Annotated in this window: 9 protein-coding genes; 8 read left to right on the plus strand and 1 reads right to left on the minus strand. The window is 43.3% G+C overall.

Annotated features, from left to right (window positions below; all coding sequences use genetic code 11):
• Nucleotides 1-5 precede the first annotated feature (5 nt).
• The 8 genes from ACSEXS_RS01440 to ACSEXS_RS01475 all read left to right on the plus strand — a co-directional run bounded on the left by ACSEXS_RS01440 (nucleotide 6) and on the right by ACSEXS_RS01475 (nucleotide 16366).
• Complete coding sequence (locus tag ACSEXS_RS01440; protein WP_438431403.1) at nucleotides 6-869, plus strand: sirohydrochlorin chelatase; 864 nt, start codon at nucleotides 6-8, stop codon at nucleotides 867-869.
• 153 nt (nucleotides 870-1022) lie between these two features.
• Complete coding sequence (locus tag ACSEXS_RS01445) at nucleotides 1023-1985, plus strand: diacylglycerol kinase (RefSeq protein ID WP_438431404.1); 963 nt, start codon at nucleotides 1023-1025, stop codon at nucleotides 1983-1985.
• A 313-nt stretch (nucleotides 1986-2298) separates the two neighbouring features.
• Nucleotides 2299-3993, plus strand: coding sequence for a 23S rRNA (uracil(1939)-C(5))-methyltransferase RlmD (gene rlmD / locus ACSEXS_RS01450; RefSeq protein WP_438431405.1), 1695 nt, complete (start codon nucleotides 2299-2301; stop codon nucleotides 3991-3993).
• A gap of 841 nt (nucleotides 3994-4834) precedes the next feature.
• A complete protein-coding gene (locus tag ACSEXS_RS01455; protein WP_438431406.1) occupies nucleotides 4835-6520 on the plus strand; it encodes a competence protein CoiA family protein in 1686 nt (561 codons plus the stop codon).
• A gap of 19 nt (nucleotides 6521-6539) precedes the next feature.
• Nucleotides 6540-8462 carry an AAA family ATPase gene (locus ACSEXS_RS01460; RefSeq protein ID WP_438431407.1) on the plus strand — a complete coding sequence of 641 codons (1923 nt, stop codon included), beginning with the start codon at nucleotides 6540-6542 and terminating at the stop codon, nucleotides 8460-8462.
• The gene (gene druD / locus ACSEXS_RS01465) at nucleotides 8459-9568 is read left to right on the plus strand and encodes a Druantia-type antiviral defence protein DruD (RefSeq protein ID WP_438431408.1); all 1110 of its coding nucleotides are present in this window, start codon (nucleotides 8459-8461) and stop codon (nucleotides 9566-9568) included. Before ACSEXS_RS01460 ends, druD begins: the two co-directional genes overlap by 4 nt.
• The gene (locus ACSEXS_RS01470) at nucleotides 9565-15072 is read left to right on the plus strand and encodes a DEAD/DEAH box helicase (RefSeq protein WP_438431409.1); all 5508 of its coding nucleotides are present in this window, start codon (nucleotides 9565-9567) and stop codon (nucleotides 15070-15072) included. The genes druD and ACSEXS_RS01470 overlap by 4 nt, the downstream gene beginning before the upstream one ends.
• Before the next feature lie 73 nt (nucleotides 15073-15145).
• Nucleotides 15146-16366, plus strand: a complete 1221-nt coding sequence (locus ACSEXS_RS01475) for a Druantia anti-phage system protein DruA (RefSeq protein WP_438431410.1) — start codon at nucleotides 15146-15148, stop codon at nucleotides 16364-16366.
• 177 nt (nucleotides 16367-16543) lie between these two features.
• Here ACSEXS_RS01475 and ACSEXS_RS01480 read toward each other — a convergent pair whose 3' ends face one another.
• Nucleotides 16544-17092, minus strand: a complete 549-nt coding sequence (locus ACSEXS_RS01480; protein WP_438431411.1) for a dihydrofolate reductase family protein — start codon at nucleotides 17090-17092, stop codon at nucleotides 16544-16546.
• Nucleotides 17093-17273 lie beyond the last annotated feature (181 nt).

Below are 17273 nucleotides of genomic sequence, written 5' to 3' on the forward strand. Positions count from 1 at the left end.
CCGCCATGCCAACATTCGGTGTACTTATCGTCAGCCACGGGTCCCGCGATCCCGAGTGGGTCCGGCTGGTCGACCTTGCAGCGGCTGGGGTTCCTTTCTTGGAGGGAACGCCAGTTTCTTGCTGTTTTCTGGAGCAGGTGCCCGGCCGCCTGATCGCCGACGGCATCCGCGAGCTGGAGCAGGCCGGCGTGACCGACATTCTGGTCATTCCGCTGTTCCTGTCCTCGGGGAGCAGCCATGTCGAGGCGATTGCAGAAGCGCTCGGCACCGTCTTCCGGCCCGCTTACCTGGAGGATGAGGAATGGAACGAGGAATGCCTCTTCCGGCAAAGGACCGAACGCCGCGAACAGCCGGTTCTGCCGCCGATTCCCCATCAGGCCCGCATCCATTTCGGCAAGCCGATGGAGGACGACGCTACCGTTGCCCAAATCATCTATGATAAAATAGAAAAGCAAAAGACGGACCCCTCAAGCGAGGCGCTGCTGCTCGTCGGCCACGGCAGCTCCGATCCGCGCCTGGAGCGGCGCTACCGCCGCACGGCCCGCCTGCTCGCCGCGAAGGTGCAGGCCCTGGCGGGCTACCGGGAAGCCAAGACGGCGCTCCTCCTGCCGGACCGGGACGAGGTCGAAAGCAAGACCGAGCGGCTGTACGCCAAAGACCCCGGCCGGACCGTCCGGGTCTTCCCGGTGTTCCTCAGCGAGGGATATTTTACACAGGTGGAGATTCCGGCGCGCCTGTCGGCGAGCCACAGCCTCATCGCGTATGCGAACTGCGCCCTGCTGCCGCATCCGCTCGTCTCCACTTGGCTGTACGACCAGTACCTGGAGCTGTTGGAGCAAGCCTCGACGAGCCGCGGCCCGGCGGCGTAACCGGATGAAAGAGGGGAAGCGGGAGATGGCAGTCTTCCGCAGGAAAGTCCCTGCCGCGCGCAGGGGAGTCGGAGTTCCTTTGGCCTGTTCTTTTCCTTCTATAAGGAGTAGAAGATGCGGCGATGGAACAAACTGGGTATAGGGTGGTTTGGAATGGGAAAACGGGCAAGGTTGATTTACAATCCCACATCGGGCCGCGAGGAGATGCGGCGCAGGCTGGCGGATGTCCTGAACCGGCTGGAAAGAGGCGGACTGGAGACATCGACCCACGCCACGACGGGAGAGGGCGACGCCGTTATCGCCGCTCAGGAGGCGGTTCGCCGCGGGTTTGACATCGTGATCGCCGCCGGTGGCGACGGGACGCTGAACGAAGTCATCAACGGGCTGGCGGAGCAGCCGAACCGTCCGCAGCTCGGCATCCTGCCGCTCGGAACGACCAACGATTTCGCCCGGGCGATGGGGATTCCCCGCAACTACGAAGCGGCCTGCGACCTTATCCTGCGTCAGAACACGATGCCGATCGACATCGGGAAGGTCAACCAGAAGTATTTTATCAATATCGCCGGCGGCGGCTCTCTCACGGAACTGACCTACGAGGTACCGAGCCGGTTGAAGACGATCCTCGGCCAACTGGCTTATTACGTCAAGGGCTTGGAGAAGCTTCCGTCGCTGAAGCCGATCAAGACGATCATCGAGACGGACGAGGAGACGCTGGAGGAGGAGCTCATGCTGTTCCTCGCGGCCAACAGCAATTCGGTGGGCGGTTTTGAAAAGCTCGCTCCCGACGCCAGCCTGAACGACGGCAAGCTCGATCTCATCCTGCTTAAGAGATGCAACCTGGCGGAATTCATCCGCATCGTCACGGCCGCCATGCGCGGCGACCATATGAACGACCCGAACATCAAGTACGTTCGCACTTCGAAGATCAAGGTCACTTCTTCCGATTACGTCCAGCTCAACCTGGACGGCGAGTACGGCGGCACACTGCCGTGCGAAATTTCGGTTCTCCCCTCGCACCTGGAGATTTTCGCCGACGAATCGGGGCAGTTCTCGTATAAAACCGGACGCCGCCACCACGCCATTCCGCCCCGCCTCCTGGAGGAGCTGGAAGAGTAGCGCGGCTTCACGCACGGGTTGATTAGCGCAGTTTTATTCTTCGCTCCGATCCGGAGAGATCGGGGCTATCGCAAGGAAGCCACTGAAAAACGAAGCCGAGTGTGCGGAATCGTCCTGTAAAAGCGGCAGCGATCGCTGTTGTCCACGGATGTTGACTGCAAAAGCGGTCCAACTCAAAGCAATCCGCCGGCAACAGCGATTGGGCGAGGAGAAGGACGTTCCGTCTGCGAAGCGATGAGTTTTCGGAGGCCTCATCGAAGCCGGGAGCTTTGACGCTCCCGTTTTTTCACGTTTAGGAAGGGTGTGCCACATCATGGGAAAAAGAACGAAAAACAGCGCTCCGCACAGGCGGAAGCGTGTCGATTCCCCGGGAAATAACACAGCACTAGCGGCAGGAGCCGAGCCGGAGGAGCGAAATCTGCCTGTCGCCAAGAATGCCGAATACGAAGCGGAGATCGTCGGCTTGACCCATGACGGAGAAGGCGTCGGGCGGGTCAACGGTTTTACGCTGTTCGTGGCGGGCGCCTTGCCGGGCGAGCGCGTCCGGCTGAAGGTGCTGAAGGCGAAGAAGCAGTACGGCTACGCCAAGCTGCTGGAAGTGCTGGCGGAGAGCCCCGACCGGGTGGAGGCGCCGTGCCCGCTGTACAAGCAGTGCGGCGGCTGCCAGCTCCAGCACCTGAGCTACGAGGCGCAGCTCCGCCACAAGCGGCAGATCGTCGTGGACGCGCTGGAGCGGATCGGCAAGCTGCCGGTGGCGAAGGGGGAAGAGGAATTCGAGCGGCTGGACTCATCGGCGACCGGTTCTACGGGTCCTGCCGGCGCTGCGGATTCAGCCCGTTCCGCAGCTTCAGCCCGTTCTGCGGATTCGGCTCGTTCCACGGATTCCGCCCGTTCTGCGGATTCGGCTGCCCAATCCGCCTCTTCGGTGGCTGATCTTTCCTCTCATCAGCCGCCCATTCCCGTACGTCCCGTGATGGGCATGCCCGATCCGTGGAAATATCGCAACAAAGCGCAGGTCCCGCTCGGCGAAGTAGAAGGAGGCCTGGTCGGCGGCTTCTACGCCCAGGGCAGCCACCGGATCATCGACATGGACGCCTGCCTCATCCAGCATGAGGCCAATGACGAGGTGGTCCGCCGGGTGAAGGAGATCGCCCGCCGTCTCGGAATTAGCGCTTACCGCGAAGAGACGGGCGAAGGCCTCTTGCGCCATGTCGTGGCGAAGATTGGCTTTCGCACCGGAGAGATCATGGTCGTGCTCGTCATTAACGGCAACAAGCTGCCGCGTCAGGAGGATATGGTCGACGAGATCCGCCGGGCGATTCCCGGCGTGACCAGCATCTGCCTCAACCGCAACACGCGCCAAACCAACGTCATCTTTGGCGACCGCACCGATGTGCTCTGGGGCAGCGAGACGATCCGCGACTATATCGGCGACGTGCAATTCGCCATCTCGGCCCGCTCGTTCTATCAGGTCAACCCGGTGCAGACCGAGGTCCTCTACCGCACGGCGCTCGACTACGCCGCCCTGACCGGCAAGGAGACCGTGATCGACGCCTACTGCGGCATCGGCACGATCTCCCTCTTCCTGGCCCAGCACGCCCGCCGCGTCTACGGCGTCGAGATCGTCGCCGACGCCATCGCCGACGCCCGCCGCAACGCCGAGCTGAACGGCCTTGCCAACGTCGAATTCGCCGTCGGCAAGGCCGAGGAAGTCATCCCGGCCTGGCGCGCCGACGGAGTCACGCCGGACGTGATCGTCGTCGACCCGCCGCGCAAAGGCTGCGAGCCGGAGCTGCTCGACACGATGCTGGCTATGCAGCCGGAGCGCATCGTGTACGTATCCTGCAACCCGGCGACGCTGGCCCGCGATCTGCGGGTGCTGGTGGAGGGAGGCTACCGCGTGGTCGAGGCCACGCCGGTGGATATGTTCCCGCATACGGTGCATGTGGAGTCGGTAATCCTCATGATGAGGAATTTAACAGAGTCTGAAATCCCTTGTCCTGATTGATCTATTGCATGTGGTGCAGCACAATAAAAGTTATGATACAGTGGTCGAAGAATGGCATGGATGTAAAAGTGAAATAAAAGATGAGCCAAAAAAACGGAGAGACGCTCGGGAAATTCCCAAGCGTCTTTTGTCGTCCTTGAGTTTGTTGATGTTAAAGACTGATTCAAATTTGTCGGCAGCCTTATGGTCAACTGTACAGAAAGCATGACCATATCTGTTCATGATGGCCGACAACGTTGAGTGATTATGAGGGGCGTTATCCTACGATACATCGATTCAAATGATGGGACAAGTCTGGGCAGTTGACGCTAGGTCTTCGATTTCATTTCGCCACGCCGAATAGAAGGTTCTTTGTTAAAACGCATCAGAATTGTGCGCTTAGAAGTTTTATTTGGGTGACTCGTATTCGCCAATCCACATGCCTAGCACAATCCCGAACGGGGGCAAGCAAAGGCTTTTCGTGCCAATAGCAATGGTGTCTGCCAGCCAAATAAATGGTTAAAGGTACAGAATTTGTAGTGCTGTTGAACCTAGTAGCAACAACATCGAAAATATTCAAATGTTGCGCTAACGTTGGTCAGTTCGGTTACGAATTGGGTGGGTGGACAAATTAAGAGTTTGCAACAGAATCCTAGCGGAGTGACCCTTAATAAGGGAATAAAGCGCATTTCCTAGTGCTGGACGAGCGCTGAGGCTAATGGTGGCACCTAAGTCTTGAATCCTCAAATAATGACATTATGAGATTTTTTTTGGAGAATAAAGGAACCAATAATCGTATTGTGGAATAATTCATAGGAACTAGTTTTATACATTGATCTAAAATAGAAAGAGAAGAGGACATATGGACTGGGCCTTTGATCCAATAGCAAAAAAAGAAATTAGTGCATTTGATTCAAAAATTTCAAAGTATCGCAACTATATATGTCCCGGTTGTGAAGCGCCTGTCCAACTTCGTAGAGGTAAAAAGCGTGTTTATTTTGCTCATGTCACTGGTCAAGCTAATCCCAATTGTGAAAAATACATGCCAGGGACTTATGCTGAGAAATTACTTTTAAAGACAATCCAACAAGAAAGACTTTCAAAAGCGCTCGGTTTGTATATTCGAGTAGTTGAAGATAAAGAACGGTACTCTTGGAATCTAGAAATCGGTATACCAGAACCAGATAGAACTATTGGAGTTTTAAAGGTTCCATTTGGACGACAAGGGGAAAGACTCATTCCAATTAACCAAATCAAATCCGGCGGACTACGAATTGGCATAATTCCTAAAGAAACAGCGTATAAGCTGCAAGTTGAAAATCTCTTTGAAGGTGATTGGTACAATCGAGTTACTCAGCCTATTATAGGACTGTATAACTATACCGTATTTAACTACTCCTCCCAAGGTGGAAGGAGACTCCGCCAAGAACAATCATTGTTTTGGGGTAAGGCGTATTTAATTCTATGGAAAAATGGAGCAGAACCGGAGTGGTTTCCAAAGGCAGATGGGCTAGATATAAAACTCCTTTATATGCAGGATTCTTGGACCGGTATTTTTATTAAACTGCCTATTGAATATGATCTTGTCGTAAATAAATGGGTATATCATTGGTTGAAAAGAAGGGTGGAATTTCCACCAACTGATGTAACATTAATTACTCCGATTCCATTAACAAGACTACCTGATAACTCACTAGTAATTGAACCTCAAAGTGATGTTCTAATTTCTCTGGTTGGCACAACAAGATCAAAAAAATGGAATGAAGTATGTCTTCATTCTTCTAGCGAAAACAAAATAATTAGGCATCGTGGTAATGGTATAACTCCGTATTTACTATCGTTAGGTCGATTAGAAAATGGGGAAATTAACATTTGGGTTGATGGAGAATTTGAAACCGGAATTCAACTTATTGTTGCATCTCAAAAACAAAAAGCGTCATTTGGAACACCTTGTTTCAAATTTATTGGGTATAAACGTGATACCACCGAGTTTGTTTCTGTAAGTTTTCACAGTCCTAAAGCAATGGACTTCATTATGAACTGGTACTCGAGAAGTATTATTTTGAACAGAATAGACGTTCCAAGTCGTTTAAGTATAGATATTAAGTGGGGTATTGCTGGTGAAAAGAAAATACACGAAAGTGTGTTAGTTGGAAATAGTGGTAACAATTATTCAAGTGTTGGTGACCAACTTTGTTCGCTTCTAAATGATTTATTATTAGTAGAACTAACTCAGTTAATAATTGAAGCTAAGGATTATGGAAAGGTTTGTGTGCATTTTAAGACACAAGTTGATTGTGAAATAAAAATGAGTCCAAATTGGCGAAAGAGGACAAAATGGTTATTAGTACATTCATTAGGAACAAGGCCTAATATTCGAATGGTACCATATTGCGATAATCAAAATTTCAAGTATTTGTGTAGTTTAGACAAAAAGTTGGTTAGTAAGCTTTTAATTTCTTTAATTCCAATCGATTTTATAAGCCAATATTATACAATCATCAAAGAATTGAATAAGACCCTGGAAGATAAAAGAGGAACGAATTAAGGAGGACCTTAATATGTCGTTGAGTTATTCCATCGAAAAGAGAGATATAATCTCTAACATTGAAACAGAGAAGTTAACAAATTTTATTAAAAGCATTTCAACTCCGCTCTTATCAATACTCTTAAAAAGACTGCCAAAAGTAAATGGATTCCGTCCAGAAAAAGAAGTTGAAGTGAAGATAAGTAAATATTCTAAAAGGATAATGCATTGGACAGAAAAAGACTGGGAACTCATGAAGGAGATATGGTTGGCATGGACACAATCTAATGAATCTTTTCGAAATGTTTTAAATTTTACGTCGAAACTAGAACTTGTAAGTGAACTTGAATCCCATTATGAAAATAATGATTTAAAAGAATTGGTGAAGAAACTAATCCAACAACGTGGCAATGAAGTATTATCACGTGATGCATTAAGAGATTGGTTGAAATTCAGTCCCTTTTTGCCTGACTCTAAAATAGAGGAGCTTTTAGAACAAGCGCCTAGCCAAGACGAAATCACAAATAAATTAAAGCTTAATTCATTTGAACAACGTTTAAAACAAAATGAAACTCAAATAAAAAGCATTGATCAGCAAAACAAAGTAATAAATGATAACACTGCGAAACAAGTTTTAAAATTAATTAAAGAGTATGTTGAACTTAAAGAAGAATTCAATAAATTGGATATTAGAATCAATGAATATACGTATGATAAAGATACTTACGAAAGAGAACTTTCAAGACTGAAAAACAACATTGATAATAAGCTTAAAGAATATAAAAACCTAGTAAATGAACTAAACAAAAACACCGTAAAAATCAACAACCAATTAACCAATCAAATTTCAGAGGTGGAGAAGAACTCCCAAGAACAAATAGATTCCTTCAGTTTGAAGGTTAATGAAATATCAGAGCAATTAGAAAGACAAAGAAAGGTACATACCGAGGTTTTAGATCAGCTTTTTCAAATGAAGACTGATCTGGAGAATACGATCTCTAGTGTATTTAATACAGCCGTTACTACTCAGCAGATTTCTAAAGGTATGAATGACTTGAGGGTTGATCTGTTTCCCCAGAAGGACATTTCTGAGCCGATTATATTATCGGGAGTTGAAGAAGCACTTTCTCACTTGGAAGAGAATCTTAAGAGAACCGGGATAATTTTGGCTCATGCTAGGAAGCTTTCATTAGAGCTTATATCGGCGCTTATTTCGGGACAAATGGTTTCTTTTTCGGGCTCATTAGCAGTTACTGTTGCGGAGGTTGTTGCAAAAACCCTAGTAGGAGATTCTATTTACAAAATAAAAATTCCACTAGGAATAATGAGCCCTATTCCATTTGAATTGGCATTTGAGAGACTAATTTTTGAAAAAATGATAGGTCCGAAAGTCATATTAATTGAAGGGATAAATAGGTCAACATTTGAGGTGTACGGGGGAACACTACACAAATTTATCTCAGAAAGAGTGCTAAGGATTAATACAAATATTCAAATTATTATTTTAGCAACAATAACAGAAGGCTTAGGAGCCTTACCTTTAAGCAAAGGTGTTATTGAAATGGGTCCAATATATAATACTGAAGCGTTAGGCTGGGGAGACAAACCTGCGATTAACCCAATACTTAGCATAATAAATCCGTCGGATATTTATGATGAGATTATGCAGAATCCATACTCTATTCTACTAGATGAAGAAGACCTCGGATTACCAATATGGGCGAGAAACGTCGCAGGGGTATTATGGAGGAAAGCTATATTAAGCGTTGAACGAATTAGCTCTTTATTATGTGAAAGAATGCAATATAAAACTGTCGGACTTATCACCACGTTTGGGTGGCTTATACCAATGTTATATGTATGCAAAAGAAGCAAATTATTAGAATTGCAGAGTGAGGTAGAACTTGATGATCGTTCAAAGTTGTTTATTGAAATTATTGAACTTCAAGAGGAAATAATATGAGAGCAATTAGCATAGAAGTGGGTATAGAAATTTTACTAAAAAATCTTGACGTTCCCACAAAACCTATTTTGGGCAATAAGATGATTCAAAAATATATAGTCTTCGCAGAATATTTGCGTTTTATACTTAACAAGTTATCAATTAATGAAAAAGATGAAATAGAACCAATTCATATAAAAAAATTACTGAATGCTGTTAATGGTCATTTAGAAGGAATTTGGACAGATTTAAAGGCAACAAAAAATATAGAGGAAATTGACTCGTATAAATATATTGAATCATCTGATTTACTGAAGTGGACATTAAGCAACTTAGCCTTACTAAGAGATTGCATTTATGTTCACAATGGGTTTTGGTTACCTACTCCGGTAAGATTAATCGAACTTCCGGACCTTTCTCTTGGAGAAAGCTATGTTGCGGTAATTGGTACTCGTAGTACTAAAGAGATTAAGTCCATATTACCAAAGGTTAGAGCGCTAGGAATAGGTAGAATAATTAGGAAAGAGGATCTCCCTGACGATCTATTCTTAGATTCAAACTTATGGCAAAGTTTCAACGATTGGGTAGGTTGGATACCATCAGATACTTTGGATTGGACACGGAAAGCATGTAATTACGTACAAAGATACGGTAGTACAAGTTTATCTTCTTTTAATCAGTTCGAGGTTTTTCTATCAGATAATCCTCTGAAGTATAAATCAAAGCGTAAGTGGTTGCATTATGAAATTTTTTTATCCTTTGGAACAACTATGGTTATGCTGTGCAGAACTATATCTAAACCTAGAAGCTATTTTTTAGGTGTTTTCGAAGAAGGAATTCTCAGGAAGGAATTTGTTGTAAATGAAAAGGAAAAAATACTATGGTTATTAAACGGGCTTCAATTATTGCATAAATACCCAATAAAGGCTGTTTGGTATAAGAATGAACTGAATGTAATTCAAACTCCGTCAGCAGTTGATCGGTTATTATCCATTTTCTCTTATCGAATTCCATCAAATTCAGGATATCCAAGGTACTATATACATCCAGATTATAGAGAATATATCAACTCATTTCTTAAGAATTTGGGTTACTCCATAATTAATAGAGAGGACAAAGGAAAATGACTTCAAAAGATTCGTTAGGCGTATTCGGAATGTCGCAAGCGCTTCATGACGCCTTAAGATCATACCTAGAATCAACTTATCATATTAAAAACCTTTCACTGATAAATGAACGAAGAGAACTTTTGCAAACGATTGGATATATCCATCAAGAACCGTTTGTTGAATCAACGCCTAGTTATGAATTGGGGCGTCCTTATTCTGAATTAGAAATTCCCCAGCCAGCAAAAGATACTCTTACTAAGCTTTCAAAGTTATCTCCAAGTGTTGGAGTGTTTCAAAACCCTTTTAGTCATCAATCAGAAGCTTTAGAGACATTTCTAGGTAATGGGAAAGATATTATAGTTGCAACCGGCACCGGATCTGGTAAGACGGAAAGCTTTCTAATGCCGATTATTGGGGAGCTCGCCAATGAAACTTCTTATAGACATGATACTGCCGATATGTTTGGTTGCCGAGCCATTTTACTTTATCCAATGAATGCGTTAGTTAATGATCAACTCGGGAGAATTAGACGCTTATTTGGAAACGAGAAGGCTTCGGAAATTCTAAAGGGCTCCCGAAATCGTCCAATCCGATTTGGATCGTATACATCGCGAACACCATATCCAGGAGAATTAAACAATTCTAAAAACAATACTCATATTGCCCCCCTCTTTGAAGATTTCTATTTGAAGCAAGTAAACGAGCCTAGGATGGTTTCACTTCTTAAAGAAAAAGGAAAATGGCCGAGTAAAGATTTAGTTAATTTCTATGCAAAAGACCAAGAGGAACAAGCAGTATATCAATCTGGAGTAAAGTCTGGTAAAAAGTATATTAAACGAAATTGGCATAAAAGATTAAAAACTCAGCCCTCAGATAGAGAATTATTGACAAGACACGAGATGCATGAGTCATGCCCTGATGTATTTATTACTAACTATTCGATGCTTGAGTATATGTTAATTAGGCCGATTGAGCGTCCCATATTTAATCAAACAAAAGCGTGGTTAGAAAGTAATAGCGACAACAAATTAATCCTTGTACTTGATGAAGCACATATGTATCGGGGTACTGGAGGTGCTGAAGTTGCACTTTTAATTAGAAGATTAATGGCCCGCTTAGGAATTGGCAGAGATAGATTGAGATGTATCCTAACAAGTGCAAGTTTGGGAGAGAGCCTAGAGGCGGAGAATGCAATTAAAATGTTTGCTGCTGAACTTACAGGCCTTAATGACTGTAATAAAATTGAGCTGGTAAAAGGGGTGAAAGAGAGAAGAAGTGGCGCCTCTTGTGGTACTACTATTGAAGCAGAAGCCTTGGCAAAAGTAGACCTCAACAGCTTTCAAAATGCAGCTGTAGATCCCGCAGCAGTTTTAAGTCAAATTGAACAACTGGGAATAACTCTTGGTTGGAGTCACATACCTAGGAGTATTGAGGAACTTCCTAATTATATGTACACCCATCTGGAAAATTGGGGACCTGCAGAAATGATGATCATCTCTCTTAGTGGAAGGGCTGTACCTTTAAAGGAAATAAGTGAAACTCTATTTCCCCATACTTCTTTGAAAACCGCTAACCTGGCAACTGAGGTCTTGATTGCTCTGGGGGCCTATGCCAAAAGGGCAGATGATAATCGGGTATTTTTACCAACAAGGCTGCACCTTTTTTATAGGGGGTTACCTGGTTTATATGCATGTATAAATCCTGAATGTACAAAACGGCTTTCAAAAAAAGGAAACGAACAGCATATTTTAGGACGTTTATACACAACTCCTCGACTGCATTGTAGTTGCGATAACAAAGCACGTGTATATGAACTGTTAACTCATAGAGACTGTGGAGCAGCATTTATTCGAGGATATATAAGAGGAGGAAACGAAAACTTTTTACTTAATGAGCCAACTTCTGATATAGGAATAGAGGATGAAGAACTTCAACACCTAAAAGAGATTCAATTATTAGTTGATGGAGAGCCTCATCCTGATGCATTGATTAATTGTGTACCAGCTTGGCTTGATATCACAACGGGTCATCTAATGAAAGAAGAACCTAAAGACTTAAATGGCTTTATTATGGTATTCAGGCCTATTTCGGAAGTGGATTCAAATGACCATGTATATAAATCATGTCCTATTTGTCTTAAAAAGTGGCGCGGTAAGAGTAAAATAATGGATCTAGTTACAAAAGGTGAAGCCCCCTTTGCAAATCTAGTAAAATCCCAACTTCTTTTGCAACCTCCTAGATTGGTAGAAACAATGGAAAATCCAAATGGGGGGAGAAAGGTACTCCTGTTCTCTGATGGTCGACAAAAAGCAGCCAGGTTGGCCAGGGACATACCTCGGGAAGTTGAATGGGATACGTTTAGACAAGCAATTGCGTTAGCAGTTTTTAAATATAATAAAGTCAAAAATAAAAATCCAAAAATAAATTCGTTGCTCTATGTATCTTTTATTTCGATTGTTGCTGAATTTAATTTACACTTTTTTGATGGAGATGATCGTAAAAGACTTATAAGTGACGTTAGAGAGTTTCAATGTGATTATGATGGGTCTCTCGAAGAGGCATTAGATAATGACTGGCAACCACTTCCTAGCCCAAGTTTTTATAAAGCGCTGCTACGCCAAATATGCAATAGGGAATATTCGTTACAATCTGCACTTTTGGGATATGTAAAAGCGGCTCAACCCAACAATATTTATAGGGATATAACCACAATTTGTAATGATATTCCAAGTAGTACAGTAGATGCTATTATATTTGGATTTCTAAACAGTTTACTAGAGGATTATGCTTTTGGTACAGAAAGGTTGATTTCATCTTCAGTGCGGAGGGAAGCGGCAGGGTATCCCCAGAAAAGTTGGGTAGGTGACGGGAAGCTTAACGAAACTATTATACGATTATTGGTCGATAAGTATGAATGCAGTGAATACCAAATAGGCTCGATACAAGATGTTTTAAGAAGGCGACTCTGTGAAGCTGACGGTAACGCCTTTACGATCAAAAATGAAGCTGTTTTACTTGCAATAGACACTCAATCCAAATGGTATTCGTGTAATCTGTGTACTCAAATTAATCCAGTATCTGTTGAGAGCTGCTGTGTTAATTGTGGAGGCGAAATAGAGGTAATTGATCCTAATACTAATAAGTATATACAATCTAGGAAAGGCCATTTAAGAAATCCGATTATTGAGGCTCTTAATAATGGTAGACGCCCCCAACATATTACAGCTGCAGAGCATACTGCCCAGTTAACAAATAGGGATGCTGGAGTTGTCTTTGCAACAACAGAAAAATATGAACTTCTTTTCCAGGATGTTTTAATTGAGGCCGAAAGTGGCCCTGTGGACATCTTGAGTTGTACCACAACAATGGAAGTTGGAGTTGATATTGGTTCTTTAGTTGCTGTAGGACTAAGAAACGTACCTCCTCAACGTGAAAATTACCAACAAAGGGCTGGGCGAGCGGGACGTAGGGGTTCTGCGGTTTCCACAGTAATTACTTTTGCTCAAGGGGGACCCCATGATAGTTACTATTTCCATAACCCAGAGACAATCGTTGCAGGCACACCAAGACAGCCCATGGTCAAAACAGATAATGAGAAAATTGCCCGAAGACATGTTCATGCTTATCTCTTTCAAACCTTTTTTCATCACTTAATGGATGGAGGTTTAGAGTTTGAAAGCAGTAAGAGTTTGTTTTCAACTCTTGGAGCTACATCTGATTTCTTTAGTAAGAATGAAAATAATCCATTTAGATTGTCATCATTTAAGTCTTGGGTCTATGATCAATTGTTCGGAAACAAAGATGGCCTATTGGAGTCTTTGGTGAAATGGATTCCGAAGGGTATTTCTAATGATAATAGTAAATGGGTGCTTGAAGTGACAAAAGAATTGGTAAAAACTCTAGAAATCAAATCGCTATCTTTTGAAACACAACCCACCCTAGTTTACGATAATAGCGATGATAATGAGGATACTGACGAATCCAACTATGAATCTAAGGATGAGTTGCTAGCCTATCTGTTCGATGAAGGACTTTTACCAAGTTACGCATTTCCAACGAATTTATGTAGTTTTCTTATTGAAGAGAGGCAAAAGAGGAAAGGTGGTTTCAAGGTTGTTGTAAAAGAGAAGCCGCAGCAATCAATAGATAAAGCTCTAAGTGAATATGCACCTGGCCGACAGATAGTTGTTGATAAAATAACTTATCGCTCGGGTGGAATAACAGCAAACAACGCACATGTAACAGACCCTGACAGGGCTGCTACGTTATTTAGAAGAAATATACGGCCCTATGTTACATGTGAAAAGTGCACTTTTGTACAGGACATAATTTCTGACCAAAGGGACTTAACTAGTTGTCCGATTTGTAATTCTAAATTGATCAAATCAGAATTATTGATTCCGGAAGTGTTTCACCCTGAAGAAGGAAGATCAATTATTGAAGGCGATCATGAACAGGATTATACCTATGCAACTTCTGCCCAATTCCCAGTTCCCCTTGCTGAAGACGATCTAACAGATTGGGGCAGTTTGGGCAGAAACATTAAGTTTACGTATGCAAAAGATCGTCGTTTAGTAATGGTAAACAAAGGGGATGAAGAAACCAATGATGGTTTCTCGGTCTGTGTTAAATGCGGGGCAGCATCGGTATTTGATAGGGAGAAGCCTAGAAAGGGGGCCCATCGACGTCCCTATGAGGTTGAGCCACGTGAGGGAATTAGTGTTACACCTAAGTGCGATGGTCACTTTAAAAAGGTTATATTAGGCCATCAATTTCAAACAGATTTATTATTACTAAGGTTAGAGATCGATTCACCGTTACTTAGGGATGCAAGCTCTAGATTATCGCTAAGTATTTTACACGACGGTCTCAGAACCATTTCTGAAGCTTTATTGTTATCCTCAAGTAAACAGTTGGATATTGACCCCGCGGAATTTCAAGCGGGCTATCGGTTAATTGAAGCTGGGTCCGATAACAAGCCGTTACGTGCAGATATTTATCTTTTTGATACATTATCGGGCGGAGCTGGTTATGCTGAACAAGCAGGCCAACAACTTGAGGCTATAATAAACAGTACATTGGATCTTCTAGAGCATTGTCCAAGTGATTGTGATCGATCTTGTACAAATTGCTTAAGACATTATAAAAATCAATACTGGCATTCCAATTTAGACCGCTATATTGGTGCAGCGCTTTTAAGAAATTTATTTAACGGTGTCGTTCCAAAAATAGAAACAGCAATAGAGCAATCAGAAAAACTAATAGCTTTAAAACGGCTATTAGAATTGGACGGGTATAAAGTGACGACAGTTGAAGGTGAGATTCCATTAACTGTTTATGGGAAAAAGAGGGGGATAGCTGTAGGCACCTATAATTCGTTATTCGATTCTAAAAATATTAGAGATTATCATCCGTTATTGTCCAAACCAAATGAATTACAAGTATTTGTTGAAAATGAATACCTATTGACCAGGAATATACCGTTAGTGTACAACAAGATTAAGAATATGCTTGAAGCATAAAAATGGACACCACCTACCTCCTGTATGGTGGTGTCCAATATTCTTTTTTATTTGTCTTTTAAGACTAGATTGGATGGGGATAAAGTTGCCTTCTTTAAGCGAGAAAATAACAAAAGAGCAAATTAAGGATAAATTATTCAAGTCCCTAGAAGACCAAGGTTATTTAATCCTTAATGACCAAATCCGATCTCCATTACTAACATCAAAAGAGGATGTTAGAAGACTACATCTTCAGCAAAAGAGATCCCGTCATATGGAGGATATAAACTTTTTTAATGAGTATGGGAATTATCTTATTAATACCTATTTTGCAAATGGATATGAAATTGATCCGGAAAGATTTGAGCCTGAGCTTATACCTGTATCATCAAACGATTGGACAGGAAGACTCTTTAGAATAGCTACCTTACTTTGGAGTGTTCCTGTGAGTAAAGGCTATGGACGAAGAATGAGATTCTTAGTCATTGATAAAAGTAATGATAAGCTTGCAGGGATAATAGCTCTTGGGGACCCTGTTTTTAATTTAAAAGTACGTGATGACTATATTGGATGGAATGCTCAGGACCGTAAAGAACGATTATTTAACGTAATGGATGCTTATGTATTAGGTGCTATTCCTCCGTACAATCAATTGCTTGTTGGAAAGTATATAGCAGGGATTCTAAGCACAAATGAGATAAGGGACTATTTTAGAGAGAAATATAAAGATAAGCAAACAATTATTCAAAGAAAAAATAAACCCTCTGACCTGGTATTAATAACCACAACTTCCGCCCTAGGGAAATCGTCTGTTTACAATCGGGTATATTTTGATAGAAACGGACACAGAAGGCTTTTGATGGATAAAATTGGATTCACAGCTGGGTTTGGACATTTTCATGTCTCAGAAGATGTATTTAGATTAATGCGTCAATTTTTATCCGAACGAAACGAAAAATATGCAAGCGGACATGAATTTGGTAGTGGACCGAATTGGAAAATGAGAGTCATAAAAAAAACTATGGAGCTCTTAGGATATTCCAAAACTCCTGTTCTTCAACATGGAATTAAAAGGGAAGTATTCATTTGTCCACTTGCAACAAATTTTAAAGAATATTTAATAGGCCATGTATCTGAACCTATGTTTATAAATATGCCAATCCAAGACTACACGGAATATTTTAAAGAAAGATTCTTAATTCCTAGATTTCAAAGAAAGCCGGAGGTAAGGCTACATGTTGCAAATAATATATATTTGAGTCTATTGGATGAGTTTAATGGTTTTGTGGATTCAGACGGCGAAATGGTATATTAAGACTTTTCGCGAAGGATGAAAACGAACACCAGGCGTTCGATTGGTACGACATTCCGCCCGCCTTCATCTTACTCTTCCGAAAGAAGTAAAAAACGACCAAGCCCTACAACCTAGGGCTTGGTCCATTAAAAGGAACTATGCTGCGGCAGCTAGCTAGGGGCCTCCAGCTTCTCCCCCTCAACCCTTCCGATAAATAAGCTGCACCAAGCCGTTAGGGAAACTCTTCGCTTGCACCATCTTCAACCCGACCCTTTCCTTGATCCCCGTGAACAGCGGCTTGCCTTCTCCGAGCAGCAGAGGATGAACCGACAGGCGATATTCGTCGATCAGCCCGAGTTGGACGAACGTGGTAGCCAGATCCGCTCCGCCGTAAAACCAGATGTCTTTTCCCGGCCGGTTTTTGATCTTGGTCACTTCTTCCAGGATATTATCGTTGATGTAGATAGCGCTGGAATCGGTCGCCGTTTGCGTTCGGGAGAAGACATAGCTTTCTTTACTGTGAATCAACTCCCATATTTCTCTATCCGTGTCGGAAACCTCGCTGTCCGGCTCATATTGTCCCCACAGGTCATAGCTCTTTCGGCCATAGAAGATCGTATCAATGTGATGCAAGAAGTCAGTAAAATTCATCTCCGGGTCCATTCGGCACCAATCGGTTTCCCCATTCTTTCCTTCAATAAACCCATCAAGCGTTACCGCCAAATCCAAGATGATTTTCCGACTCATGACTGATCGCTCCTTTTCGCTGATTTATCTCCACTATATCCGAGGATTCAGACACCTTCTGTCTTATTTCATTAGAAATATTCGCTCTCCTTCACATCCTGCGTGGTTGACTGGGAGGGGAGACACCGATCCAAGCCGCCACCCTTCGTGGCGGTTTTTCTTGTTTATTCTACGTTTAGCG

The organism is Gorillibacterium terrae (assembly GCF_051594785.1).
In the GTDB taxonomy this organism is placed as follows: domain Bacteria; phylum Bacillota; class Bacilli; order Paenibacillales; family NBRC-103111; genus Gorillibacterium.

Coding starts and splice junctions, on each gene's coding strand:
- druD (WP_438431408.1), top strand. CDS start 8,459: ATGAGAGCAATTAGCATAGAAGTGGGTATAGAAATTTTACTAAAAAAT.
- ACSEXS_RS01445 (WP_438431404.1), top strand. CDS start 1,023: ATGGGAAAACGGGCAAGGTTGATTTACAATCCCACATCGGGCCGCGAG.
- ACSEXS_RS01455 (WP_438431406.1), top strand. CDS start 4,835: ATGGACTGGGCCTTTGATCCAATAGCAAAAAAAGAAATTAGTGCATTT.
- ACSEXS_RS01470 (WP_438431409.1), top strand. CDS start 9,565: ATGACTTCAAAAGATTCGTTAGGCGTATTCGGAATGTCGCAAGCGCTT.
- ACSEXS_RS01475 (WP_438431410.1), top strand. CDS start 15,146: ATGGGGATAAAGTTGCCTTCTTTAAGCGAGAAAATAACAAAAGAGCAA.
- ACSEXS_RS01480 (WP_438431411.1), bottom strand. CDS start 17,092: ATGAGTCGGAAAATCATCTTGGATTTGGCGGTAACGCTTGATGGGTTT.
- ACSEXS_RS01440 (WP_438431403.1), top strand. CDS start 6: ATGCCAACATTCGGTGTACTTATCGTCAGCCACGGGTCCCGCGATCCC.
- rlmD (WP_438431405.1), top strand. CDS start 2,299: ATGGGAAAAAGAACGAAAAACAGCGCTCCGCACAGGCGGAAGCGTGTC.